Source organism: Paenibacillus sp. LS1, from assembly GCF_026013365.1.
Lineage (GTDB): Bacteria > Bacillota > Bacilli > Paenibacillales > Paenibacillaceae > Paenibacillus.
In genome coordinates this window covers 121,811-146,481 of sequence record NZ_JAPDOE010000004.1, presented here as the reverse complement: position 1 = coordinate 146,481, position 24,671 = coordinate 121,811, and the positions used below count along the sequence as shown (strand labels likewise).

At 46.6% G+C, this 24,671-nt stretch carries 23 protein-coding genes; 10 read left to right on the top strand and 13 right to left on the bottom strand.

Features of this window, described 5'->3' with window-relative positions:
* The first annotated feature begins 53 nt into the window (after positions 1 to 53).
* Complete coding sequence (locus OM416_RS17825) at positions 54 to 1,853, top strand: 5'-nucleotidase C-terminal domain-containing protein (protein WP_264931705.1); 1,800 nt, start codon at positions 54 to 56, stop codon at positions 1,851 to 1,853.
* A gap of 606 nt (positions 1,854 to 2,459) precedes the next feature.
* Here the strand turns inward: OM416_RS17825 and OM416_RS17820 are convergent.
* Positions 2,460 to 4,244 carry a proline--tRNA ligase gene (locus OM416_RS17820; RefSeq protein ID WP_264931704.1) on the bottom strand — a complete coding sequence of 595 codons (1,785 nt, stop codon included), beginning with the start codon at positions 4,242 to 4,244 and terminating at the stop codon, positions 2,460 to 2,462.
* Between the two features lie 485 nt (positions 4,245 to 4,729).
* On the opposite strand from OM416_RS17820, the gene OM416_RS17815 reads away from it, so the two are divergent.
* Positions 4,730 to 5,401 (top strand): 3'-5' exonuclease, encoded by a 672-nt coding sequence (locus tag OM416_RS17815; RefSeq protein WP_264931703.1) that lies wholly within the window; start codon positions 4,730 to 4,732, stop codon positions 5,399 to 5,401.
* A gap of 67 nt (positions 5,402 to 5,468) precedes the next feature.
* On the opposite strand, the gene OM416_RS17810 is transcribed toward OM416_RS17815, so the two are convergent.
* The 3 genes from OM416_RS17810 to OM416_RS17800 form a co-directional block, all read right to left on the bottom strand.
* Complete coding sequence (locus OM416_RS17810; RefSeq protein ID WP_264931702.1) at positions 5,469 to 6,440, bottom strand: helix-turn-helix transcriptional regulator; 972 nt, start codon at positions 6,438 to 6,440, stop codon at positions 5,469 to 5,471.
* 158 nt (positions 6,441 to 6,598) lie between these two features.
* Positions 6,599 to 7,303 carry a hypothetical protein gene (locus OM416_RS17805; protein ID WP_264931701.1) on the bottom strand — a complete coding sequence of 235 codons (705 nt, stop codon included), beginning with the start codon at positions 7,301 to 7,303 and terminating at the stop codon, positions 6,599 to 6,601.
* 207 nt (positions 7,304 to 7,510) lie between these two features.
* Positions 7,511 to 7,678: a hypothetical protein gene (locus OM416_RS17800; protein ID WP_264931700.1), complete on the bottom strand. Its 168-nt coding sequence runs from the start codon at positions 7,676 to 7,678 to the stop codon at positions 7,511 to 7,513.
* A gap of 330 nt (positions 7,679 to 8,008) precedes the next feature.
* On the opposite strand from OM416_RS17800, the gene OM416_RS17795 reads away from it, so the two are divergent.
* The 6 genes from OM416_RS17795 (at position 8,009) to queF (ending at position 12,129) form a co-directional block, all read left to right on the top strand.
* Positions 8,009 to 8,464 (top strand): hypothetical protein, encoded by a 456-nt coding sequence (locus OM416_RS17795; protein WP_264931698.1) that lies wholly within the window; start codon positions 8,009 to 8,011, stop codon positions 8,462 to 8,464.
* 18 nt (positions 8,465 to 8,482) lie between these two features.
* The gene (locus OM416_RS17790; protein WP_036668803.1) at positions 8,483 to 9,187 is read left to right on the top strand and encodes an AIM24 family protein; all 705 of its coding nucleotides are present in this window, start codon (positions 8,483 to 8,485) and stop codon (positions 9,185 to 9,187) included.
* Positions 9,188 to 9,554: 367 nt separating this feature from the next.
* Positions 9,555 to 10,235, top strand: coding sequence for a 7-cyano-7-deazaguanine synthase QueC (gene queC / locus OM416_RS17785; RefSeq protein ID WP_264932084.1), 681 nt, complete (start codon positions 9,555 to 9,557; stop codon positions 10,233 to 10,235).
* Positions 10,232 to 10,723 carry a 6-carboxytetrahydropterin synthase QueD gene (gene queD, locus OM416_RS17780; protein ID WP_036611465.1) on the top strand — a complete coding sequence of 164 codons (492 nt, stop codon included), beginning with the start codon at positions 10,232 to 10,234 and terminating at the stop codon, positions 10,721 to 10,723. The genes queC and queD overlap by 4 nt, the downstream gene beginning before the upstream one ends.
* The gene (gene queE, locus OM416_RS17775) at positions 10,716 to 11,489 is read left to right on the top strand and encodes a 7-carboxy-7-deazaguanine synthase QueE (protein WP_264931697.1); all 774 of its coding nucleotides are present in this window, start codon (positions 10,716 to 10,718) and stop codon (positions 11,487 to 11,489) included. The genes queD and queE overlap by 8 nt, the downstream gene beginning before the upstream one ends.
* Positions 11,490 to 11,637: 148 nt before the next feature.
* The gene (gene queF, locus OM416_RS17770; RefSeq protein WP_076331905.1) at positions 11,638 to 12,129 is read left to right on the top strand and encodes a preQ(1) synthase; all 492 of its coding nucleotides are present in this window, start codon (positions 11,638 to 11,640) and stop codon (positions 12,127 to 12,129) included.
* Positions 12,130 to 12,497: 368 nt separating this feature from the next.
* On the opposite strand, the gene OM416_RS17765 is transcribed toward queF, so the two are convergent.
* Positions 12,498 to 12,710, bottom strand: a complete 213-nt coding sequence (locus OM416_RS17765; protein ID WP_264931696.1) for a hypothetical protein — start codon at positions 12,708 to 12,710, stop codon at positions 12,498 to 12,500.
* Between the two features lie 210 nt (positions 12,711 to 12,920).
* Between OM416_RS17765 and OM416_RS17760 the strand changes: the two genes are divergently transcribed.
* Entirely contained in the window at positions 12,921 to 14,195 is a 1,275-nt protein-coding gene (locus tag OM416_RS17760) for an MFS transporter (RefSeq protein ID WP_264931695.1), read from the top strand.
* A 122-nt stretch (positions 14,196 to 14,317) separates the two neighbouring features.
* On the opposite strand, the gene OM416_RS17755 is transcribed toward OM416_RS17760, so the two are convergent.
* The 8 genes from OM416_RS17755 to OM416_RS17720 form a co-directional block, all read right to left on the bottom strand.
* Positions 14,318 to 14,806: a YbaK/EbsC family protein gene (locus OM416_RS17755; RefSeq protein WP_264931694.1), complete on the bottom strand. Its 489-nt coding sequence runs from the start codon at positions 14,804 to 14,806 to the stop codon at positions 14,318 to 14,320.
* A 57-nt stretch (positions 14,807 to 14,863) separates the two neighbouring features.
* Positions 14,864 to 15,709, bottom strand: coding sequence for an EcsC family protein (locus OM416_RS17750; RefSeq protein WP_264931693.1), 846 nt, complete (start codon positions 15,707 to 15,709; stop codon positions 14,864 to 14,866).
* 195 nt (positions 15,710 to 15,904) lie between these two features.
* Entirely contained in the window at positions 15,905 to 16,885 is a 981-nt protein-coding gene (locus OM416_RS17745; protein ID WP_264931692.1) for a family 43 glycosylhydrolase, read from the bottom strand.
* Positions 16,886 to 17,480: 595 nt separating this feature from the next.
* A complete protein-coding gene (locus tag OM416_RS17740; RefSeq protein ID WP_264932082.1) occupies positions 17,481 to 18,902 on the bottom strand; it encodes an arabinan endo-1,5-alpha-L-arabinosidase in 1,422 nt (473 codons plus the stop codon).
* A 56-nt stretch (positions 18,903 to 18,958) separates the two neighbouring features.
* A complete protein-coding gene (locus tag OM416_RS17735; RefSeq protein WP_036611483.1) occupies positions 18,959 to 19,801 on the bottom strand; it encodes a carbohydrate ABC transporter permease in 843 nt (280 codons plus the stop codon).
* A 26-nt stretch (positions 19,802 to 19,827) separates the two neighbouring features.
* Entirely contained in the window at positions 19,828 to 20,718 is an 891-nt protein-coding gene (locus OM416_RS17730; RefSeq protein WP_264932080.1) for a carbohydrate ABC transporter permease, read from the bottom strand.
* Between the two features lie 153 nt (positions 20,719 to 20,871).
* Positions 20,872 to 22,215 carry an ABC transporter substrate-binding protein gene (locus OM416_RS17725; RefSeq protein WP_264931691.1) on the bottom strand — a complete coding sequence of 448 codons (1,344 nt, stop codon included), beginning with the start codon at positions 22,213 to 22,215 and terminating at the stop codon, positions 20,872 to 20,874.
* A 132-nt stretch (positions 22,216 to 22,347) separates the two neighbouring features.
* Positions 22,348 to 23,259, bottom strand: coding sequence for a glycoside hydrolase family 43 protein (locus OM416_RS17720; RefSeq protein WP_062835909.1), 912 nt, complete (start codon positions 23,257 to 23,259; stop codon positions 22,348 to 22,350).
* Positions 23,260 to 23,659: 400 nt separating this feature from the next.
* Here OM416_RS17720 and OM416_RS17715 point away from each other — a divergent pair, with 400 nt between their 5' ends.
* Positions 23,660 to 24,577 carry an ArsR/SmtB family transcription factor gene (locus OM416_RS17715; RefSeq protein WP_062832986.1) on the top strand — a complete coding sequence of 306 codons (918 nt, stop codon included), beginning with the start codon at positions 23,660 to 23,662 and terminating at the stop codon, positions 24,575 to 24,577.
* Positions 24,578 to 24,671: the final 94 nt, after the last annotated feature.

Sequence of the window (24,671 nt, the reverse complement as noted above, 5' to 3'; positions counted from 1 at the left end):
TGAGCTGTGTAAACGCTCAAGTAGATTATTATTTTGGGAGGTTTCGGATTCATATGAAAATCTGGAAGAATTACGTTTCACTTCTGCTAACGGTCTGTTTGCTGTTTGGCAGTGTAGGTATTGCCGCGGCTGCAACGGACACCACTCCGGGCACAGGCAAACACATTACCATTCTACATACGAATGATACGCATGCCCGTGCAGTTGAATCTTCACCTGCTATGGGTTTTGCTAAAGTAGCTGGAATCGCTGATAAATATCGTAGCGAAAACCCGAACACGCTCTTGCTCGATGCTGGAGATGCTGTGCATGGTACAACATTTGCCACTCTCGTGAATGGTGAGAGCATCGTGAAAGTCATGAATGAAATGGGATACCAAGCGATCGTACCGGGTAACCACGAATTCAACTATGGTTCGGATCGCCTGATCGAACTGGCAGACATGATGAACTTCCCCATGCTGAGTGCCAACGTGAAGAAAAAAGACGGAACACGTCTCTTCGATCCTTATCTCATTAAAGAAGTTGATGGCGTGAAGATTGGTATCATCGCCTTGACTACACCAGAAACGTTGTACAAAACAAATCCGAAAAACGTAGAAGGTTTGGATATTACAGATCCATCTGCGGAAGCTAAAGTTCTGGTAAACGAAATCCGCAGCAAAGTAGATGTTGTTGTTGTATTGGGACACCTTGGACAAGATGCGTCCAGCACCGATACTAGTTTCAAAGTTGTTAAAGAAGTTCCTGGCATCGACGTATTCATCGATGGTCACAGTCACACAGTACTGCAAGATGGCCTTGTATCCGATAACGGAACATTGATCGCAAGTGCAGGAGAATACACTAACTACGTAGGTGTCATTGATCTGTGGGTAGACGGTGGTAAAGTAACGAAGAAACAAGCAACATTGATTGATGAAACTGAAGCAAAAGACATCAAACCGAATGAGAAAGTCGCGACTCTCGTGAACTCCATTCAAAAAGAACAAGAGCCAATTTTGAAAGAAGAAGTAGCCAATACAGCTATTCTGCTGGATGGTAAGCGTGAACAGGTACGTGCAGGAGAAACCAATTTGGGTGACCTGCTTGCAGATGCCATCCGTGATGTCAGCAACGCTGATATCGCACTGACTAACGGTGGTGGTATCCGTGCTTCCATCGAAAAAGGCATCGTAACCAAAGGTGCTATCATCACAGTGCTTCCTTTTGGTAATCAAGTGGTAACGCTTGAAGTAAAAGGCTCCGATGTATTGGCAGCCCTTGAGAACGGTGTAGGTTCTTACCCGGAACCAAGCGGTGGATTCCCGCAAGTATCCGGAATCAAGTTCAAAATTGACGCTTCCGCAGAAAAAGGCAGCCGTGTACATTCCGTAACCGTTGGCGATAAAGCCCTTGATCCGGAAGCAACGTACACACTAGCAACGAATGATTTCACAGCTGTTGGTGGTGACGAATACACCATGTTCGCCAAATACCCAACTACAGGTATGTATGGCGCGCTGGACGAAGCATTGATCAACTACATGCAGAAGCTTGGCGCTGTAGACATCAAAACAGATGGTCGGATCAGTGAAGCGAAGAAACCTGCAGTAGAGCCAGAAACTCCGGCAACCGAAACACCAGCTCCAACTACGCCAAAACCAGAAACACCAAAACCGGAAAAACCGGTTAAACCAACACCAAGCAAACCAGTTCCAGCCAAACTGCATGTGGTGAAATCCGGAGATTCCTTGTATTCCATCTCCAAACAATACGGCACAACTTGGCAAGCATTGCAAAAGCTGAACAATATCAAAAATCCACACTGGATTTATCCAGGTCAACAATTGAAATTGCCTGCAGCTTCTTAAGTTCAGCAAAGTGCATATACGCATGACTGCTTGTATAGTGCAACAATATAACGGAACTATTTTGTTATAACAAAAGGGTGTCTTCTAGGCCAGATTACTGGTTTAGGAGACACCCTTTCTTATTACACTTGATCTTCATCGATTGCATTCTACCTTCTAATTAAGTCCATTGTAATGGCTGAAAAATATATCCAAGAGGAGCTTTTATCGCCCTTCCGCTTCCTTTATCATCGACACTGAACTATAGAAGATATTACCACAAAAGCTGAGATCATGCGGTTATGTTGTATTCATTGGTGCACTTCTGTTCATTCATTCGTTGCATATTTGCACATCAATCTCCATGAAATTCAGGGTTCCGTGATCTCTTAATTATAAAATGTTCGATAGGCCAAATTCGTGTCATCCGGGTATAGTTATTTCGTCCGATACTCTTCCAGGATTCTGAACTTTCATATGTCTGTAGCCCTCAATTTCACGCATTCATTCAGCTTCTGGTATGCATAAACAGATTCGTCATAATATCCAGACCTATTATATGAACATACACAATATCTGTACACATATCTGAAAATCTGGAGGTACACATCAACTATTTTCTAGAATTTACGAACGTACTTGTTCCTTCACATAAAGCACAGCCTCCTGTGCCGTCAACCCGATTCGTTTCAATTCACCTGATGCTGCAAGCGCATGTGATCCCAATTCAACCTGTCCTTCAGCTGCACCTCTGCCAATCACGATCTGCACAGGCAATCCGATCAGCTCGGCATCCTTGAATTTCACACCTGGACGTTCATCCCGGTCATCGACCAGTACAGTGTAACCGCCATTGACCAATTGTTGTTCCAGTTCAAGGGTGAGCTGACGTTGCTGCTCATCCTTCCAGCTCACTGCTATCAGATGCACATCATATGGCGCCACAGCAGCAGGCCATCTTATGCCTTCATCTCCTGCATATTGTTCAGCTATCGCAGCCATCAGGCGGGATACACCAATTCCGTAACATCCCATGACTGGCGCACACTGGCGGCCATTGCGATCCAGGAAGGACGCTCCCATGGCATCACTGTATTTCGTCCCCAATTTGAAAATATGACCAACCTCGATGCCTTTGGTAAACACAAGTGGCGATGCACACGTTGGACAAGCATCCCCTTCGGCAGCAAAACGAATGCGCTCTACTCGCTCCAATGTAAAATCAATACCTGGACGTACGCCGGAAACATGCACATCCACTTCATTGGCTCCTGTAATTGCGCTCTTCATCACTGCAACGTCAGCGTCCACCACCATCGGCAGATTTAGTCCAATCGGACCCAGAAAACCTACCTTCAGGCTCGGATGTGCAGCAATGGCTGCATCGTCTGCTAGAATCAGTTCTTCTGCACCCAACACCTGCTTCAATGCGATGTCATTCAGTTCATGGTCTCCACGTACAAGGGCAGCAACGAGCTCACCATCCGCCACATAAAGCAACGTTTTGATCATATGTTCAGCACTTTCGCCCACAAAGGAACTTAACTCTGCAATCGTACGAACACCAGGTGTCGAAATTCGTACTACACTTTCCACGCCTGCCCGCTCATCCGTTTGAAACGCAGAGTCTGCATTCGTAGAAACAGCCTCAACTTCCGATCTTCCTTCTTTTTTACCAATATCTACGGAAGTCTGATAATCAGCTTTCTCCAGATTTGCAGCATATCCACAATGTTTGCAGGTTACAATCGTGTCCTCACCCACATCAGCAAGAGCCATGAACTCGTGCGTTTCTCCTTGACCACCAATCGTTCCCGCGTCTGCCTCAACACGGATGTAGTCCAGACCACAACGCTCCAGAATACGACTATACGCTGTATTCATGGCCTGATAAGTACGATCAAGCTCTTCCCAGTCCGAAGCAAAAGAATACGCATCCTTCATGATGAACTCACGTCCACGCAGCAATCCAAATCGAGGACGGCGCTCATCCCGGAACTTGGTTCCGATCTGGTACAAGGTGAATGGCAGTTTACGGTATGAGCTCACCTCGTCCCGCGCTAACGCAGTTACGACTTCCTCATGCGTTGGTCCAAGGGTAAATTCTCGTGCATGCCGATCCTTCAGACGCATCAATTCAGGACCATATTGTGTGTACCTTCCGGATTCTTCCCATAGCTCGGCAGGCTGCATAATTGGAAGCAAGACTTCCTGACATCCGGCACGATCCATCTCTTCACGAACGATCCGTTCAACGTTTAATAATATACGACGTCCAAGGGGCAGGTAACTGTAGATCCCTGCTGCCAGTTGGCGAATCATGCCGGAACGCAGTAACCAGCGATGTCCCGCCGCATCTGCCTCCGCTGGCGCTTCACGTAATGTTGGAACAAGCATTTCACTTTGACGCATCTGAACACACTCCTACTCTTCCTCATATTTATGATCTTGAGTTATTAACAGCAAAAAGACACATCCGTCAAGGGACGAATGTGTCGTGGTACCACCCTTGTTTAACTGCAACTTATTCCGTTCGCAACCTGTGCGATCTGTAGCATGCAGTCCTTCGGGGCATAACGGGCCCTGCCGGCGGAGGTTGCAACCCTGGATGGGCATTCTCTTCCGCAGCTCGCGAGGTAGGAATTACGAAGCAGCAACAGGAACCTTGCACCACACTGTTCCCTCTCTGTTGAAGCTGACCAACGAAATCATGTCCTCGTTATAACGCTGTTATCATTTTTGATCACATTAGTTCATTTACAAGAACTTGTCAACCATACCGCGTTAACATAAAGTACAATGAATTCCGTATCGATGGCTGACATGACAGCGCGTTCCCTGTAATATAGAGAAATAGAAATATACCCTTGGTATTAATCGATAAAGGAGCTTGTCCTATGCCATATATTATATATGATCTTGAATTCACAGTAAGCCGGAATACTCGCTATTCCTCTGAAATTATCGATATCGGCGCCGTCAAAGTTACGGAAACTGCGGATGGATTGACCGTTACAGATACATTCCATACGTATGTTCGTCCTTCCAACAAGTCCGTTCTGTCCACTGACACGATTCAGTTCACAGGCATCACGCAGAAAGATATTGATGCAGCCCCTCTTTTTCCGGCAGCATTGAATCAATTCATCGCCTGGATGGGAAGCGAACCCTATTACATGTGTTCCTGGGGACCCGACGACCGCAGCAAACTGATCTCTCATTGTCGTACCCACCAACTCGATGTGGCCTGGATCACCAATCATAACGATCTCCAGCAGCAATGGTCCCGCACTGTTCGCAAAGAAGGCAAGTTCCGTCAACTCGGACTCGCGCAGGCTCTTGAAATCTGTGGCATCGAATTCGACGGTACCCAGCACCGGGCTTTGGATGATGCCATCAACACAGCCAAGGTGTTCATGCATCAATTTGACCGCTTCACACTGGAAAACAACTGCGCAGCGGATGATGAGGGCATTGCATCCAAGGTCGTCTATTCCAGCTCCACAGAAGATGAAGAGAAAGAATCACCTTTTGGCAATCTGGCAAGCCTTTTCAAAACCAAAGAGTAGCCGTCCACAGCACGAAATTGATTGGTGTTTTGGCATCTTTGTTCTTGCTTCAGATTGCATGCAAATCTCAACTTCTATTGTACATTTGTTGCCAGCTGTTCAGGCGTTCTTTCATCTTGATGCGGCAGATCTCGGGTTCAAGGATTTCCGCATCAGGTCCATATTTAGAAATCCATACGAGAAATTCCTCAACATCACTTAATATGGCTTCAAATAACAGGCTACCTTCCGGTTCAATGGTTAAGATGGGGCGTATAAAAAATTGCTCCTGCATCACACGCTCCACAGCATGGGGTGCAAATCGAATTTTGAACGCAGTCCACTCCGTACTTCCCTCATATGCCCAAGGAATGCGGAAGTGCGATTGGATCAGATAATCCTCTTTGCGGAACGTTCGTGGCAATATTCGTATCTTTTGCAGCCGGCTCACCTGAAATATTCGAAGTTTCTCCGACAGGTGACAATACGCTAACAGCTCAAATCTGTATTCACGAGGGATAAGACAGTAAGGATCTATGCGTACGATCCCTTTTTTACCTTGAGACAGATACTCCCCTTCAATGGTGTTCTGTGAAATGCCAGCCTGAAGCAGGGTAATCAGGGATTGATTCTGTAGATCGTTGCTCTCATTTTGCCATGCGGGCAACCCCGCTTTGAACAATCCACTAATTTGCTCCGACCATTCCACTCGTTCTGTTTTGTTTTTCTGACTCGAAGCAACCACTTTCTCATAAGCGCTCTCAAAAGCAGGTTTCAGCAAAGGACGAATATTCTCCATAACTTCAGCAAGATGCATGAACGCTTGGGCTTCTTCATCAGACCAATTTAATGGATACATGGCAAATTGGCTGATAAACATGTACCCTTGCCCGTGTCCCATATTGGCGATCGGGATATGCATTGCACTGAGGGCCTCCATGTCGCGGTATATCGTCCTTTCCGTCGTCTCGCATCGCTGGGCAAGCTCACGTGCCAGAATACCTGGCTTGGCCTGCACCAGCGTTATAATGCGCATTAATCGGATTAGTCGGTCTGTCATTTTGCCGGACCCTCCACGATGTTGTTTCAATAAATTTGATACAACTCCATCCATTGTTTAATATGATATTGATACATACATTCGACCTTCTCCTAAACTTCACCTTCAAAATATATGTAGACTCGTTCTCTCTATACCGTTACCATCTGAAATCAACCCTATTCGCCTAATATCTTTTTTTCACGGTCATGATATCCGGTTGTAAACGTGATCCCGTAGTGATAACGCAGCTGTTCAATGATCTCCGCTTCCGTGTAATAGTCCAAATCCTGCTTCCGTGCAGCTTCAATTAACAGCGCATCTGCATGACGACGCAACATATTACTACCCTCTTGAACCCGGCCTCTTTCATAGGCGCGTAAGGCTTGTTTGATCAAGGGCACCGTTTCACTTAATTTGATCGTCTTCTCCACCTTGGGATCTTCCGGCTGTCGCAACATGCCCAGATGACTGGTGTACTGGATATACAACTGTTCTCTTCGTAACAATACGCGTTGACTTTGCTTCAACTTTCTTGTGCTCCAATAGGCTGAACATACGGCAGCTTTTCCTGATACACGAGGTCCCATGACGAATTCAAGCAAAATTTGTTTGCTTTCCCCCTTGTACATATCCCCAAGCCTAAGTAACCAGCCAATATCCGTTTCTTTGGAACGACATCCATAGATGCCTTTTAGCTGTACGCCAAATTCCGGTTTGAGCAAAAGTTCCAAATCTCTTGATACAATTTTGGGTGCTATTTTCCTAAGTCTTTTGGCAGGGGCACCGTTACGCCACTCTACCATCATATATACGGGGTCGGCTCCCCCTGTCGGTATGGCCTCTTTATTCCACGAATAAGATACTTCAAAGACTGAGTTCACTGGTAGTCTCTCCCCCGATTTATATGTATTATCTTCTAAGTTATCAGGGTGAATGGACACTATATTGTCACGGAACACATGTTCTCATTAAATTTTTCCAATATATTAGTTTTATATCCCTAAATCCGTCTCAATACGACAATAAACGACGAAAAAGCCTGGCGCTATGCCAAGCTTTTCAATGACTTCTCTATGACAAGTCCCAAATTAAACCGTAGGATGATTGATTCCCATTTTGTGTAAATATTGTGCGCCGTCTGCTTTGGTAACCGGAGCATAGGTGACACTGTCAATAACCAGCTTACGTCCTACTGGCTCTCCGTTAACAGTGATCATAATGGTTTTGGTTGATGTGTTCTGATCTGCTGTATACATATTTTTCTACTCCTTCATGTTCACGATCTTATATTCAATCGGATATATTGGTATCGTTCATTAAATTGCGTATTTGTGAATAGCATGCACCCGGAACTGAAGTAAAATATCTGTTAGAACGGTCCGGTGTGCTTGCCTATCGTTCTATTACCCCATAGATTTATAAGCTAAACAGCTCTGTTCATAAATAATTTTAAATATTTCGGGTAATAAAACGATATCATCTTGAACCCATCGTCCCGGTTTTGACGTATAATGTAAGAGCGCATTTCATCAATAGACGACGAATTCGGCGATCTATATTATCTACCGAAGAAAGAGGTGTTAACGATGCCAAAATCCATTCAGGGTTATTTCATTCGGGTGTTATTCACCACATGTATTCTATTTTCCGTTTCAATCGCTTCCACAGTAAGTGCAGCCAGTGCCAATATATTTACTGATATATACAGCGGATGGGAGCGAGTCTCCGAACTGCCCGGAGAAGTGAACGCTCTGCAGGAAAGCTATAAGCAAACGATGGAGCAACTAAATCAAACGTCCGCCCAGTTGGGACAAGCCCAGGCTAATGTCGAAGCATTCAAGACCCAGAACGAACAGTTGCTGGCTCAGAACCAAAAACTTACTGAGATGGTAAGCAAGTTGCAGGATGACCAGAATGCCAAAGCAGCTACCACCAAACGAATTCAGACGATGATCATCACTGTCGTTTCTCTCATATTAGGTTACTTTATTCTGATTCGTGTGATGCGCTGGGGAATGCGTCGCCGTTCGGGCCGAGTATAAAAGAACAGGAGCAACTGCATGAACATACACCTGAACAATGCTGAAGCAGGCGGAGCTGGACAAGTCGTCACATTCTCGTTGATTAAAGATGACCGACTTCATATTTTGCATCCGCAGCAAATTGTGGCCTTCCGCGGTCCAAGTGGTAGTCGCAATGATAAATTCATGAATATCACGGGCATATATCGCAAAAAAAAGCTGATTAAATCCGAAATTACCGGACCATGCCAATTTGTGGCTGCCCTGCCTCCCGGATTCACGATGAAGGAAGTAGAGCTCACGGAGGACAGTGATCTGCTCTATGACTTCCGCCACCTGTTCTTCTACTCGGATGGTGTAACCATGCATACCAAAATTCAGAAAATCAAAAACATGCTGATCACCCGTGACGCAGTGAAAATGAAATTTTCCGGCAAAGGCAAGATCGGATTGCTCACCCAAGGTCAGGTTTGCCAACAGGAACTGCATCCGACTGCCCCGCTCTATGTGGATGCTGGAAGTATTATTGCCTATCCCGAAAATGCACATCTGGAACTCACGGTATATGGTAACAATCTTGCCAGTCAGCATATGAACTATCATTGGAAGATGACAGGACATGGATCGGTACTCTTTCAGGCTGGGCGTGAAAATCACCGCTTGGAACAGGATCTCAACGATGAGGGGCTGTTCAAACGAATCCTGAAAGAAGTTATTCCTTTCGGTAATGTACTGATCAAATAAGCTGTTAGTTGATGGAGCCGACCGATTAGCTGCCACTATGCTCCAATGGGGTGGTCACCACGCGGTTTCATGTTATAATGGTTCAGACAATTGAAGAAGAAAATCCATGCCTACGGCATGGGAGAGGTTCGCGAACTCCCTCTATAAGACTTGACCATGTGATGGTTAGTATAAGTCTTGCGTACACGTTGTTTAACGGAATGTACGTAAAAAACTAAGGACACTTACTCATGCCTGCTTTTTTTGAAGCGGTTATCGAGAAGGTGTGTTTTTTGATGGATGCCAGTTCATGAACTTCTCTGTTCTTCCGACACTCTATGCCTATGTGCATGGTTTGATCTCAAGAAGATGGAGAGGTTTTTTTATGTTGAACGAAGAAAAAGCAGTCGTTGTATTCAGCGGCGGTCAGGATAGTACCACGTGTCTGTTCTGGGCGAAACAACAGTTTGCCGAAGTCGAGGTCGTTACGTTTGATTATGGTCAGCGCCACAAGTTGGAGATTGAATGTGCAACAGAGATCGCACGTGATCTGGGCGTACAGCAAACGGTACTGGATATGAGTCTGTTAAACCAGCTCGCACCCAATGCGCTCACTCGCACGGATGTGGAGATTACGCATGAAGAAGGCGAACTGCCGAGTACCTTTGTGGATGGTCGGAATCTGCTATTCCTCAGTTTTGCAGCCATTATGGCAAAGCAAAAAGGAGCACGTCACCTGGTTACAGGTGTATGCGAGACGGATTTCAGCGGATACCCGGATTGCCGGGATTCATTTGTGAAATCAATGAATGTGACGCTTAACCTGTCGATGGACTATCCATTTGTCATTCACACGCCGCTCATGTGGCTGGACAAAGCCCAAACGTGGAAGATGGCGGATGATCTCGGCGCCTTTGATTATGTACGCGAGCGTACCCTAACCTGCTATAACGGCGTGATCGGCAACGGATGTGGAGAATGCCCTGCCTGCAAACTGCGCAAAGCCGGACTGGATCGCTATGTACAGCAGCGTTCTGCTGCTGAATCTGCGGGAGTGGATGTGCGATGAGAGAACCGGGAACGTTTCGCATTGTTGAACATCTGCAACGCATCGGAGAAGATATTCTACCTACCCAGCTACGCTACCACCGCAAACGCGTGCTTGTAAGCAAAGAATTCACCTTTGACGCGGCACATCATCTCCATTGTTATGAAGGCAAGTGCAAGAACTTGCACGGTCATACGTATAAAGTTATTTTTGGCATCAGCGGTTATCCGGGTGAAACCGGGCTGACGGTTGATTTTGGACATATCAAGGATATATGGAAAACTCAGATTGAGGGATATCTGGATCATCAGTACCTCAACGAGACACTTCCTTTAATGAATACAACGGCTGAAAATATGGTCGTGTGGCTGTTCGAACAGATGGAACATGCGTTACAAACGGAGCCCTATGCCGGGCTGACAGACGGTGGACGGACGGAGTTTGTCCGACTCTTCGAGACACCAACCAGTTACGCGGAAGCGAGACGGGAGTGGATGATTGATGAGTAGTGTGACACAGCAGGTGAATGAGACGGGAACTCGCAAAGAGACTCGTATTCCCGTGATGGAGATTTTTGGACCGACAGTTCAAGGCGAAGGCATGGTGATCGGGCAAAAAACGATGTTTGTTCGCACCGCGGGCTGCGATTATCGCTGCTCCTGGTGCGACTCGGCCTTTACCTGGGACGGCAGCGGTAAGGACCAGATTCGCATGATTACGCCGGAGGATGTATGGGAAGAATTGCGCCGCGTTGGCGGCACGCGTTTCTCCCATGTCACCATCTCCGGCGGTAATCCCGCCCTGCTCGCTTCGCTGGGCGGATTGGTTGCATTGCTGCGGGAGAACGGCATCCGCACCGCGGTGGAGACGCAGGGCTCCCGCTGGCAGCCATGGCTGGTGGACATTGACGAAGTTACCGTCTCGCCCAAGCCACCGAGCTCCGGCATGGACACCGATTGGGCCGTGCTGGATGATCTGATCGAACGGCTAGCCGCTGGCCCGGTAGAACGAAGTCATAGTCTGAAGATCGTGATCTTCGATGAGACAGACCTGGACTATGCCCGCCGTGTGCATGCACGGTATCCGGGCACGGATTTATTTTTACAAACCGGGAACCCGGATGTGACTTCCGCCGATACGCCAGATCTGGCGTCCTCGCTACTTGCTCGTTATGAGTGGCTGATCGACCAAGTCAGTGCCTCCGATGACCTGAACAATGTTCGTGTGCTTCCACAGCTTCATACGCTGGTATGGGGCAACAAACGCGGCGTGTGATGGGCAGTATGGGTAGAATGGGCGGCATGATGTAGGGATGAGGACGAAATGTCCTTTAAAAATAAGAGAATTTAAACAGGCGAGATTGCCTATTCACATATACCGCGAGGCTTCGGCTTTGACGGAAACAAGGAGCGTTTAATAAGCGATGAGACAACCTGAAGAGATGCAAGATGTGACGTTGCTGGGCAACCAGAACGTAAAATATACGTTTGAATATGATCCGGGAATCTTGGAGAACTTTGATAACAAGCATCCGTACCGCGATTATTTTGTAAAATTCAACTGCCCGGAGTTCACTAGCCTTTGCCCGATTACGGGTCAGCCTGACTTTGCAACGATCTATATCAGCTATATTCCTGATATCAAAATGGTGGAAAGTAAATCACTCAAGCTGTACCTGTTCAGCTTCCGCAACCATGGTGATTTCCACGAGGACTGTGTGAATATCATCATGAACGACCTGATCAAGCTGATGGACCCGCGCTACATCGAAGTATGGGGCAAATTCACACCGCGCGGCGGCATCTCCATTGACCCGTACACGAACTACGGTAAGCCGGGAACGAAGTACGAACAGATGGCCGACCATCGTATGATGAATCATGATATGTACCCTGAGACGATTGATAATCGTTAAATCGTGAGGTTCATCCATTCTGCTATAAAATAGAATCATAGAATGCCAAAAGCCGAACTCTGCTAAATAAGTTGAACTAAAGATTATTTACACTGACACTACGATGACAGAACAACCTTCCAATCGCTGTTATCCCAAGATTTTTTTTCTATTCCCTTTCTTGAAGGGGAAAATCCGGGGATAGCGTATGCTTCCGATGCAGCTTTCTTTCAGAAAGCTTTTAGGCGAACGCTTCGCTTTTTCAGGTTTTTTCTGTCCTCTCCGTTATCGTGTAAATGATTAATTCAGCTTATATAGCTTAAAAAGTTCGGCTTTTTAGTATAAACCTGTAGAACCTCCGTGTCTCAATCCTAAGCTTGGAGACACTTTCAAGTAGATTGATCTTTCTTTAGTTCTTTGACTTTTTTAATGTAATGTCTCAACATAAGCACACCAATTGACTGAAAAATGATAAATATGACGATGGCAGCAGATAGAGATTTTGGTGCTACATAGATAGCCTGAAACGTTATTACAGCCATATACAAAATAGTCATCACCAACTCACGTTTAGCGGATTCATAAGGTGATAAGGATTTCATATCCATCCCTCCTCTATCCTTATTAAACATAAATATGGATTTTCTTACAGTAGATGCTAAAGTAATACGTTTCTTTTGTAAATGTACGTTTTCTCATGTTCCCCTTGTCGGTCCAATCAATCTATCCTATTATGTAACAATATGCTTACACGCATAGATTACAACATCAGGCGCTGATCCCTCGTGACCGCGACCAAAGGAGAATTGTACATGTCTACACAATCCACATTAACCAAGGACGCCGCCGCGCGTTCGAAAGCCCCACCCGAATCGGATGCCCAAAGCACCGTTTACCGGATACTCATTGCCATCAGTCTGGTCCATCTTTTCAATGATTCGATCCAGTCGGTTATTCCAGCCATTTTTCCGATTCTAAAAGATTCCATGCATCTCACGTATACTCAGATCGGATGGATCTCATTTGCTATTAACTTTACCGCATCCATTATGCAGCCTGTCGTAGGCTGGTTTGCAGATAAAAAACCGACGCCTTCCATTCTGCCCATTGGCATGGGTTTTACATTTACCGGCATGTTGCTGTTGGCCTTCGCTGACAGTTATATGGCTGTCCTCATTTCCGTTATCTTTGTCGGACTGGGTTCCGCCGCTTTCCATCCAGAGGGTTCACGGGTATCGCATATGGCTGCTGGTCAGCGCCGTGGGCTGGCACAATCCATCTTCCAAGTCGGTGGTAACGCAGGGCAATCCCTTGCCCCATTGCTTACACGTTGGATCTTTATCCCGTTTGGACTGTTTGGTGCCATTGGATTTACAGGCATTGCTGCCATGGGGATTGCAGTTCAGATCTACATCGCCCGTTGGTATGGACGCATGCTGCAATCGGGAGGATACCTGCGTAGACAGGCTGCTGCCCGTCGTGCACCCAATCCTGCCTTACGTAAAAAGATTACTGCCGCCATCACGCTTTTGATCTTGCTCGTCTTTGTTCGTTCCTGGTATATCGCTTCCATCGGCAGCTTCTATGCGTTTAATCTGAAAGATACTTTTGGATTGTCCACAGAGGACGCGCAGATCTATATCTTCTTGTTCCTGGCTGCCGGAGCACTGGGTACGTTCTTTGGAGGCCCCTTGGCGGATCGATTCGGCAAACGTAACCTGATCTTCCTGTCCATGGCCGGAGCTGCTCCACTTGCTCTGTTGTTGCCTTATGCGAATCTGTTCTGGACAGGCGTACTGCTAACCATTATTGGTTTTATTATGTTATCCAGCTTCTCGGTTACGGTTGTATACGCGCAAATGCTGATTCCAGGCAAAATCGGAACGGTCTCGGGCCTGATTACAGGTCTGGCATTTGGTATGGGAGGTTTGGGCGCACTTGTTCTGGGCAACTGGATTGATGTCTTCGGTGTATCACCGGTGATGCAGATGTGCAGCTTTCTGCCCCTGCTCGGAATTTTCACGTTCCTGCTTCCATCCGATAAATTACTGAATATCTGGGCCAAAGAAAACGGTAGTGAAGAGTAACTTACATTTGTAGTAAATAAAAAGTCTGACCACAACAAAAGGGTTCCCTCCAACTCTGTATTTACAGAGCGGTAGGAACCCTTTTGTTATATTTGTTTTTCTCGAATTTAGCTAAACCCGTTTTATTCCACGTCACACATGACAACGCTACTACCTTGATCTGTAATCAATTCCTTCACATCTTCAAATTCAAGGAATACCGTCGCCGTATTTTCCATGGGATGAATTCCAATTTTCTGACCGACTAGATCCTTGTCAAAGACGACGGTTACGTTCTTCTGAACATTATTAAGAACCCCCATAGGGTTAACATGCCCTTTTTCCAATCCGAGTAACTCCAACAAATCCTTCTCACTCGCAAAACTGAGTTTGCGGCTAGGTATCTTTTCGCCTAAACTTCTCAAATCAACTGACTTCGTTCCAGCAATCGTTACCAGATAATAGTTGCGCTTCTTGTCATCACGCAGAAACAGATTTTTAACGATATGTTCTGTATGTGGAATCTGATAAGAGAATATTTCCTCCATCGTATATACTGCGGGATGTTCTATACTCTCGTAAACGATATTGTTGCGATCTAAAAGATCATAGAAACCTTGTTTGTTTAACATTTCAGATTCATCTCTTTCAATTAAGTATTCTGCTATAAGACTACTTCTTCTGTAACCTTATTTCAAACGCTGAAGGATCAGCCGTTTTTTGTACAGCATTTTACCTGCTTCGGCTACATCACGGATCGTATTTTTGTTGCTCACTGAACCAAAGACCATGCCGGCAATCGGCACGAGTTGGAACAGCTTCTTCCAACCAAAGGATTCACTGTAGGAGTTAAAAACTTCACGCCAGCCCTGCATCTGCGATACCACTTCAATGGGCTTGTCTGGATCATCGTAAGCTGCCAGTTCTTCAATGATCGCTTTCTTGCCTACGATATCGGCGGAAGAGAATTGCAGACATTTGACGATAAAGATACGCTCCAGCGGTTCATCGGGATCATAGCCGTAACATAATGCCATCTCCTGCAGTACCTTCAGAGAAAGCCCCATCACCATCGGAATATCTGCTGCAATGGTTACAATGCCACCGAACCCTGTAGCTGCCCCCTGAGCCGCGGCAAACTTCGTTCGACTCTCGGTAATGTTATCGGCTACCTGGTCCAGCACCTGAAGTGGCAGATTCTCTACACTATGAATCTTCGCTGTCCCCTCAGCTTCAGCATACTGTTCCAGACGATCAGTCGTGTCCGTCATGGAATAACCGGATTTCTCGGCTTCCTCTTGCAACAGCTTGGCTACTTTTTTCTTCTGTACGAGGAACTTGCCCCCATTCTGTACATATTGACCGACGTCATTCAGGGAATCTCCGATTTTCTGTTTCAGCGCTTTAGGCATCACTTTATCCAACATCGCAAACGGCAGACGCCCGATTTTATCCCATATAAACAAGTCTTTCTGTTGTTTTTCCCATTTCAAAATCTGTTCAAGTTCGTGGTCCAATGTTTCGCGTGAATCCATATGTGATCCTCCTAATAGGTTGTGTATCGTAATCCGTATCTTTCTCATACGCAAAAATCATCGTTGTGGTTGCTTTGTTTTATATCCAAGACATCGATACTTAGGCCGTTCTATCTTATCGTTCACATACAGAAGAGCCCTTAATCAGCATCACTCGCTAACTAAGGGCTCTCGTATTTAAGGTTTCACTATCTCTTATTTCGCTTCTGCTACTGCTTTGCCATCTGGAACCGGAACACCGAAATCAGGTGTGCCATCTTCACGCCAATGAATCACTTGAGCACGAGCGTGACGGTTCGGATCATACAAGGGATCACCCTCGATGTCTTTGTAATTACGCGCATGATAAATCATAATATCGGTCTTGCCATCCGGTGATAGCGTAAAGCTGTTATGGCCCGGACCGTATTGGCCGTTCGCTTCACAAGTCTGGAATACCGGCTCGGGTGATTTTACCCAGCTTGCCGGATCAAGCAGGTCGGCATTCTCATCTGCAGTGAGCAGACCCATACAATAATTGTAATCAGTCGCGCTGGCTGAGTAGCCGATAAACAATCTTCCATTTCGGTGCATCACGGCTGCTCCTTCATTGACCTTAAAGCCGATGATCTCCCAATCGTACTCTGGCGTAGAGATCATGACCTGTTCACCTCGTAGCGTCCACGGGTTTTCCATTTCGGAAATGTACAGGTTCGAGTTGCCCACAATATCAGGATCTTTCTGCGCCCACACCAGATAGCGGATTCCCTTATGTTCAAAGGTCGTTGCATCCAGCGCGAATGATTCCCACCGGGTGTAAATCTGCCCTTTTTCTACCCACTCTCCTTCAAGTGGATTCGCAGAATCGTTCTCCAGAACATACATCCGATGATCGAACAAGCCTTCGTTGGTCTCACTGGTGTGAGCCGCAGCGTAATGTATGTACCATTTGCCATCGATAAAATGAATTTCCGGTGCCCAGATGTTGGCACTCATTGGCCCTGTGTCACGCTTGGTCCAAGCCGTTACTGGCTCGGCATCTCTTAATCCTTCCAACGTCTCTGCTCGCCGGATCTCAATCCGGTCAAAGGCTGGTACGGATGCGGAAAAGTAATAGTAACCGTCCATATGACGGTACACCCACGGATCAGCACGCTGCTCCAGGATAGGATTAGTAAAAGTAATGGAATCAGTCATGGGAATGCTCCCCTTTCAAATGTGTGTGGTGGCTCGGAGTTGAGGTTGTGTGTACGATGCAGAAAAGAGAAGAGCTATTTGAGTGCACAGCGGGCGTTCGGGGGTGGCAGGGCCTTGGTTCTCTCTTGTCCTCCGATTTCTTTTTCCCACCGCTTCTGGCGGTTGAAATCGGATGCCAAACTCGCTCCTGCGGCTCCTTCCTCCCCCTCACTGCTTGTGCACCTTTGGTTCAGTAGCTCGCTCTCTTCGCGCTCGCTGGGTTACAGCCTCACTCCGAGCCTTATTTTTGGCTCGGTTTTATGGGGTCGACCGCTTCGCAGGGTCGACTCTCCCCATATTTAGTGCATGATTGGTCTCAGACATAGGCCAGCACAGATAAATCTTGAGTGTCTATCTGTGTTAGCGCACCTTAATAGGACAGCTTGCATACACAGCGGACGTTCGGGGGTGGTAGGGCCTTGGTGCTCTCTTGTCCTCCGATTTCTCTTTCCACCGCTCTTGGCGGTTGAAATCGAATGCCAAACTCGCTCCTGCGGCTCCTTCCTCCCCCTCACTCCTTGTGCACCATCGGCGCGGTAGCTCGCTGGCCGCCGCCTTATTCCTCAGCTGCGCTGATTTGCTTGCCCCAGACCGCCACGCCGTGGTCATCGAGGCCTGTTACCACTAGCGTAGGCTGGCTTCGCTCCCAGTCCCAGGACGGGAGCAGCTTCAGCTCTTCCGTAGAAGCGCCGCCCCATGGGCTTTCTTTCCATTTTAGTGTCAATGTTTGTTTACCATCAAACGTCCAGGTTCCTGAACCGTTTTCGCTTTGAATTTTACCGTTGCCCGTTAGGGTATATGGCACGGCCTGAATTTGCCCGTCTACGGACGGGTCAAGCGCCATGCCTTCCCACTCCCCGGCTATCATGGACTTCGGAATGTCCTGTGCTTTCTCACCAGCGTAACGTTCAGGTGAAACTACAGGCCATCCGTCCTTGGTCCATAACATTTTGCGTACATGCAGATATGGCCAGTTTTTATCCGTCTCACCCCGCGCATGATGCACGATGTAATAATCGTCCCCGTCCTTCAGAACGGAGTTATGTCCGGGCGCAACCCAGCCCTCGCCTTCCGTGAAGCGATACCCGCCCAGAATTTTGGTGCCGATCTCATATTGAGGCAGATGCTCGGTATCCAGCATGTTCATGCCGTTTATGTCCGTATACGGCCCTGTGATTGAATCAGCACGCGCAACCCGCACGTTATAGTCCTCGAATAAGGAATCATAGGAGACGAACAGATAATATTTTTTGAACTCCGGGTTATACACAATGTAAGGACCTTCGACTGCACCTTCTTCGGTAGCACGATCCCGAGCGGCAATGCGTGTACCATAACCCTCGTCCTTGAATTTCCCGGTGTCTGGATCAAGTGGCAAAATGTAGATTCCGTCAAAGAATGAACCATATACCATCCACGAATTGCCCTCGGCATCTACGATGGGATTAGCATCAATGGCATTTAATTTGTCCTGTTCATTCGCAGAAGTTTTCACAACCAGTCCTTCATCTGTCCATGGACCTTCGGGAGATGAGGATGTCTGAAGACCAATGGCCGACTGGGTACTGCCAAAAGAAGAAGCCGAATAATACATCCGATAGGTATCGCCAACCTGGATCACATCCGGTGCCCACAGATTGACTGCACCTGTCCAATCCAGCGCTTCTTGCGGAATACCGGGCAGAGCCTGACCTACCCATGTCCAGTTAATCAGATCATCTGATTTTCGTACCATGACACCGGGTTTCGCTTCTCCTGCTACACGAACGTCTGTGGAATAGACGTAGTATCCCTGATCGGTTTTGATAATAGCTGGATCATGCGCATTGTTTACCGTCCAACGGGATTCATCATCCAGTATGGATGTGTCATACAGCTGAGTATCTTGAGGAGCTTCAGGAAAGACGGGACGGGACACCGTTTCTCCTGCTCTTTCTCCAGAACAACCCGTAGCTCCAACAATCAGCATCAGCAACATGGAAGCAACAACCCCTCTCTTCGAAAATATCCACCCTCGGAATCTCTTCCGCTGATTCATCCCTTCACTCCCGAAATGGCAACCGATTCAATAATCTGCTTCTGGAAGATCAGGAAGATGATTAATACCGGCAACAGGGCTACAATGGACGCTGCCATAATAAGTGGGTAATCGGTTTGAATCGCATACGTCGCGTTAAAGTTCGCGATAACCAGCTGTAGTGTCTGCTTCTCCGGTGAATTGAGATAGATAATCGGTGCCAGATAATCGTTCCAGATGCCCATGAACCAGAGAATCAGCTGTGCAGCAATCGCCGGTTTGATGAGCGGGAACGTAATACTGGAGTACAAGCGGAAGTAGGAACTTCCATCAATCTTGGCCGCCTCAATAATCGCATCAGGTACACTAAGCAGGTATTGACGAAGGAAGAAGATCATGATTACGTTACCGAACAGGCCTGGAACAATCAGTGGCAACAATGTATCCACCCAGCCCAGCTTCGCGAACATGATGAATTGCGGGATCATGACTGTCGGATAAGGAATCATCATGGATGCTAACAACGCGAGAAACAGCTTGTTTTTGTGCGGGAATCTTAATTTGGCAAAGGCAAAGGCAGCGATACTGGACGTAAATGTACCCACCACCGTTACACTCACCGCAACAATAAGGCTGTTTTTGATCCCGCTGAGCAGCGGACCAGCTTCCCAGATTTCTTTATACTTACCAAATTGGAATACTTCAGGTATCCACACAGGCGGAAGCGCGAACACATCCTGCTTCTCCTTCAATGAAGTGGACAGCATCCAGATCAGTGGTGCAATCATCGCAATCGCACCGATCGCGAGTACGATAAAGATGATCGAGTTCGTTAATTTCCTCTTTTGACTGTAAGACATCTCCGGTTCACTCCTTTCCTTGACAATCAATCCCCATCATAGGCTGATTTTTCGTTCATTTTGAATTGCACCAGGGTAATGACAAAAATGAAAATACCCAGAATCATGGCCATCGCTGAGGCATAACCCATCTGCAAGTTACCGAAGGCTTTCTGCCAAATGTAGAAGACGATTGATGCCGAAGAATATTCAGGACCACCCGTAGGCGTCATAATGTTCATCTCGGTGAAGATCTGGGAACCACCAATGATATTTGTAACAATGAGGAAAAAGGTAACTGGCTTCACCATAGGCCAGGTGATGTTGCGGAAGATCTGGAACCCATTGGCTCCATCCAACTCAGCCGCTTCGTAGTATGTACGTGATACACTTTGCAGTGCCGCCAAGTACAATAACATCGTGTATCCGAGACCTTTCCATATCGTCATAATAATTAGAGCGGGTTTGACCGTGTCTTTATTCGCGAGCCAGTTTGGACCCTTGATACCAAACAGGTCAAGGAACTGATTGACCAGACCGTAATCCCCGTTGTATGCCCAGTTCCACATGATGGACACCGCAGCGAGGGAAGAAATAACCGGAATGTAATAGATCACACGGAATGTCGTTGTGCCGGGAATTTTACGATTCAGACCCATTGCCAGCAATAGAGCCAACAACAGACCAATCGGGATACCGAGCATCAGGAAGAATGTATTAAACATCGCTTTGTAAAAGAGGTCATCCGTGAGCAGATCCTTGAAGTTGGCCAAACCGATAAAATTCATCTGTCCCAGTCCATCCCAATCGGTAAAGGAACCATAGAGGGAATAGAGGAACGGGAACATGACAAAGATTAGCAACCCAAGAATCGGAGGCAAAATAAACAGATATCCGTACAGCATCTCTTTGCGATACAAACTCGATTTCGTAATCACGGCGTTCACCCCTGTTTCTAGTATCAGCATGTGGCATCCTTCGATTGAACTTGTCGATCAACGAATGCCACATGCCCGTATGGAATCCAATAAGCTCCAATAAGAACGATGCCAGCAGCATGATTGCTGGCCGCCGGCATCGCCTTTTCCTATCTACTTATTCTGAGATTTCTTTTCCTGTTCAACCGCTTTGTCGAGCAGCTTCTGCATTTTCGGTTGCTGCTGCTTCACATAATCTGCGGCTGTAATCTTGCCATCCAATACCGGCTGAATGTCCGTGAAGAACAGGTCATACCATTCCGCATTGTACGTGTAGTTACCTGGCAGAGCCCGGCCATAATCCTCTACGATGTCAATGAATTCTTGCTTATTGGCTGGTTTCGTGGATGTATCTTTGGCCCACTCGTCTGCCATATCAAGCAAGTTCGGGATTTGTACCTTGGCATCTACCAGTTGCTGCATGCCTTCCTTCGAAGCCGTAAGGTAGTTCACCAATGCTGCCGCTTCTTCCGGATATTTCGTTTTCGCCGATACCCCAATGCCCAGAGAGCCGATCCACGTTGCCGATTTGCCAGTCGATCCCGCAGGGAAAGGCAGCAAATCATAATCGAAAGGCAGTTTTTCAAATGTGCTCATATCCCATGGACCTACAGGGAAGAAAGCCATTTCACCTTTCATCCAGCGTTGGTACGTATCCAATGTTTGCGCTTCCTCAATAGAAGGTGTGATTTTGTATACGTTCTGCATGTCCGCGAAGAACTGCAGTGCTTCAGCGAATTTCGGATCATCAATCGTTACCTTTGTTTTGGTTTCATCCAGCCAGTCGCCACCGTTGCTCCATACAAAGGATTGCAGGGCCCACTGTACGTTGAATCCAGTACCGTATACATCCGGTTTACCGTCTCCATTGGTATCCTTGGTCGCTTGCTGGTTCACCTTGATGAACTCTTCCCATGTATATGGTTTATCCGTGTCAGGGAATGGAATGCCCTCTTTTTCAAACAAAGTCTTGTTGTAGCCCAGTGCAAATGGCCCCAGATCTTTCGGCATACCGTAGATATCACCTTGGCCTGCCATTTGGCCATCATAACGATACAGATCCACGCCGTATTTCCAGATATTATCAAGATCAACATCCGGATTATTTTCAATATACGATGTGAGGTTCATCAGCACATTACTGTTCACATACGCTTTCACATCGCCCGGATTGATGTAGAATACGTCAGGCAAGCTGTTGCCTGTAATTGCCGCTCTCAGCTTGGTTGCATATTGATCCGCAGCCGTTACGATGATTTTGACTTTCACACCCGGATGATCTTCTTCGAATTTCTTGACCACCGCCTGGTAAGCTTTCTGCTCGTCTGTACCTCCGCGGAACATAAACGTTAACTCCTTGTCCCCACTCGCGCCGCTGTTACCTCCACAACCTGCAAGTACCAGCGCACTTACCAGCATAAGAAGCATAAATGTGACCCAATTCTTTTTCTTTACCATCTGAACCCCTCCTGATCTGGATTTGTAACCGTATTCAATTGGATGAAATAGGATTTCTGTTGTTAAATTTATCAAATCCAGATCACTTTAGTCAACACTTTTATAAAACATTTTATATTTATATAAAATAAATCAATACATCGGCCAGCCATTCGCGTCCCACAGCAAGTCATTAATCAGCAATTTCGGATTGCCATTATCCTCTGCATCATAGGCGTGTCGTGCAATGACATTGCCGTTGTACACGTCCTGACCACCTGGACCTTTCCATTTCACGTTGCCTGTATCCAATATCGTTCCGCCGCCATTCAGCATATTCACTCCGTTTTTATCCACATAAGGGCCTGTAATACTCGTCGAACGCCCATAGACCATTTTGTAGGTACTGTTTACCCCTTGGCAGCAAGAATCAATTGAAGCAAACAGGTAATAGTATCCGCCACGATATACAACACTTGGTCCTTCAATAGCCCCCCCGTTATTCGGACGCGCAGCAATGGAAGTTATGCTTCCTGTCGGTTTCATCGTGTTTTTGTCCAGCTTGACAATCTTCAGACCGCTCCAGAAAGAACCGAAGGCCAGCCATGGGTTGCCTGAAGCATCAATGACCAGATTCGGATCAATCGCATTATAATTATTGGCGGTCGTAGTCTGAAGCACCAATCCTTCGTCCTTCCACTGCCCTGCTCCAATGCTGTTGGCAGACGCAAGACCAATCGCAGACCGATTGGAGCCAAAGGTGGAGATGGAATAATAGAGCCATACTTTTCCGTTATACTGCTCTACGTCTGGTGCCCATACATCCAATCCACTTTGTCCCGGAACAGCAGAAGCCCACCAGGATGGCTTGCTTAAGAAGATTTGTGGAACACGATACCAGGACGATCCATTATCAGATTTCAATACCTGAATACCTGGGCCGGTTGAAAAGGTGTACCACGAGCTTCCCTCTTTGATAATTGATGGATCATGAACGGCGGTATCTCCGGTCAGATTCCAGAACGCCGCCAAAGCTTTTGACTGACCTGCCAGTAGTAATACCATCACAAGTAATGCCGGTAAAGCCAACCGTTTCCACTTAAACCTCTTCACATTGCTCAACTTTTCCAAACCGAACTCCACCTTTCCTGATCAAATGGTTAATTAGGTTCATGAAGTAATGAATCAATTTAGGTATAATAGGATTATAAAAGCGGTTTCATTACATTTCAATGGTATATTTCAAACATATGTAAACTGATTAACACTTATTTTAACCGGAATAGTGAACAAAATATAGTTTATATCTTCATATTTGCGCTATGTACAGGGGTTTTGGCTTCCATTTCTCAGCCCTTCCCTTCCATGAAGGAATGATTTATAATTATCTGAAATAAAACATATAAATGTGCAAATGTCTGCAATGAAAAGAGACTTTGTTCAGAACGGGGAAAGGAATCCACCTATGATTTATATTAAAGATCTGATGTCGGGTGTGAATATCTTCAAAGCGCTCAGTTCGGAAATCCGGATTCAGATCATCGAGCTGCTGGCCAAGAACCAAAGTCTTAATCTCAATGATCTCGCAACTAAGCTGGGTCTCAGTAATGGCGCTATCACAATGCATATCAAAAAGCTCGAAGAGAGCGGATTGATTGAGATCAACACCGCTGTTGGTAAACATGGCATTCAGAAGATATGTTATCTCAATGAGGAAAAATTAATGGTTGATCTGCGTTCACAGGAGATTAACAATCGTTACGAGGTGGAAATTCAGGTCGGTCATTACAGCGATTATCAGGCTGCGCCTACATGTGGTCTCGCTACCCGGGACAGCATTGTTGGAGAGTTCGATGATCCGCGTTACTTTGCTGATCCATTGCGAATTGATGCGGAGATGATCTGGCTGGCTGAAGGTTATCTGGAGTATCGGATTCCCAACTATCTTAAGCCGAATCAGTCGTTTAGCGAAATTCAGTTGTCGATGGAACTGGGTTCAGAGGCACCTGGCTTTTGCGACAATTATCCTTCGGATATTTATTTCTACATTAATGGTATTGAGATTGGCTGCTGGACGAGTCCAGGCGATTTTGGCAATACACGCGGTACCTTCAACCCGGAATGGTGGCCTCCCCATCTCAATCAGTACGGCATGCTGAAGCTAATCCGGATCACACAGGAAGGCAGCTATATCGACGGATGTCGCATCTCGGACGTAACACTGGACCAAATTGGTTTGGATTACAAAAGCGATATTCACTTCCGCATTGCAGTTACCGATGGCCCTTTGAACAAACGGGGCTTGACGATCTTCGGCAAAAACTTTGGCAACTATGGACAGAATCTGCTTGCTCGCGTTCTCTATAATGTGCAAGAAGAGTAGTAGAGCCAGCTCTGACTAAAATCTCGAAATAAAGGCTCGACAGAACTGCCAAGATATCGGTTCAACACAACAATAATGTATCCTTAGAAAGAGT

Excerpts from the sequence above, each read along its gene's own strand:
- OM416_RS17765 (WP_264931696.1), bottom strand. The coding sequence starts at position 12,710 with ATGAAATCCTTATCACCTTATGAATCCGCTAAACGTGAGTTGGTGATG.
- OM416_RS17810 (WP_264931702.1), bottom strand. The coding sequence starts at position 6,440 with ATGACAGACCGACTAATCCGATTAATGCGCATTATAACGCTGGTGCAG.
- queE (WP_264931697.1), top strand. The coding sequence starts at position 10,716 with ATGAGTAGTGTGACACAGCAGGTGAATGAGACGGGAACTCGCAAAGAG.
- OM416_RS17800 (WP_264931700.1), bottom strand. The coding sequence starts at position 7,678 with ATGTATACAGCAGATCAGAACACATCAACCAAAACCATTATGATCACT.
- OM416_RS17735 (WP_036611483.1), bottom strand. The coding sequence starts at position 19,801 with ATGTCTTACAGTCAAAAGAGGAAATTAACGAACTCGATCATCTTTATC.
- OM416_RS17740 (WP_264932082.1), bottom strand. The coding sequence starts at position 18,902 with ATGTTGCTGATGCTGATTGTTGGAGCTACGGGTTGTTCTGGAGAAAGA.
- OM416_RS17760 (WP_264931695.1), top strand. The coding sequence starts at position 12,921 with ATGTCTACACAATCCACATTAACCAAGGACGCCGCCGCGCGTTCGAAA.
- OM416_RS17750 (WP_264931693.1), bottom strand. The coding sequence starts at position 15,709 with ATGGATTCACGCGAAACATTGGACCACGAACTTGAACAGATTTTGAAA.
- OM416_RS17725 (WP_264931691.1), bottom strand. The coding sequence starts at position 22,215 with ATGGTAAAGAAAAAGAATTGGGTCACATTTATGCTTCTTATGCTGGTA.
- queD (WP_036611465.1), top strand. The coding sequence starts at position 10,232 with ATGAGAGAACCGGGAACGTTTCGCATTGTTGAACATCTGCAACGCATC.
- OM416_RS17820 (WP_264931704.1), bottom strand. The coding sequence starts at position 4,244 with ATGCGTCAAAGTGAAATGCTTGTTCCAACATTACGTGAAGCGCCAGCG.
- OM416_RS17825 (WP_264931705.1), top strand. The coding sequence starts at position 54 with ATGAAAATCTGGAAGAATTACGTTTCACTTCTGCTAACGGTCTGTTTG.
- OM416_RS17815 (WP_264931703.1), top strand. The coding sequence starts at position 4,730 with ATGCCATATATTATATATGATCTTGAATTCACAGTAAGCCGGAATACT.
- OM416_RS17755 (WP_264931694.1), bottom strand. The coding sequence starts at position 14,806 with ATGTTAAACAAACAAGGTTTCTATGATCTTTTAGATCGCAACAATATC.
- queF (WP_076331905.1), top strand. The coding sequence starts at position 11,638 with ATGAGACAACCTGAAGAGATGCAAGATGTGACGTTGCTGGGCAACCAG.
- OM416_RS17720 (WP_062835909.1), bottom strand. The coding sequence starts at position 23,259 with ATGGTATTACTACTGGCAGGTCAGTCAAAAGCTTTGGCGGCGTTCTGG.
- OM416_RS17790 (WP_036668803.1), top strand. The coding sequence starts at position 8,483 with ATGAACATACACCTGAACAATGCTGAAGCAGGCGGAGCTGGACAAGTC.
- OM416_RS17795 (WP_264931698.1), top strand. The coding sequence starts at position 8,009 with ATGCCAAAATCCATTCAGGGTTATTTCATTCGGGTGTTATTCACCACA.
- OM416_RS17745 (WP_264931692.1), bottom strand. The coding sequence starts at position 16,885 with ATGACTGATTCCATTACTTTTACTAATCCTATCCTGGAGCAGCGTGCT.
- OM416_RS17715 (WP_062832986.1), top strand. The coding sequence starts at position 23,660 with ATGATTTATATTAAAGATCTGATGTCGGGTGTGAATATCTTCAAAGCG.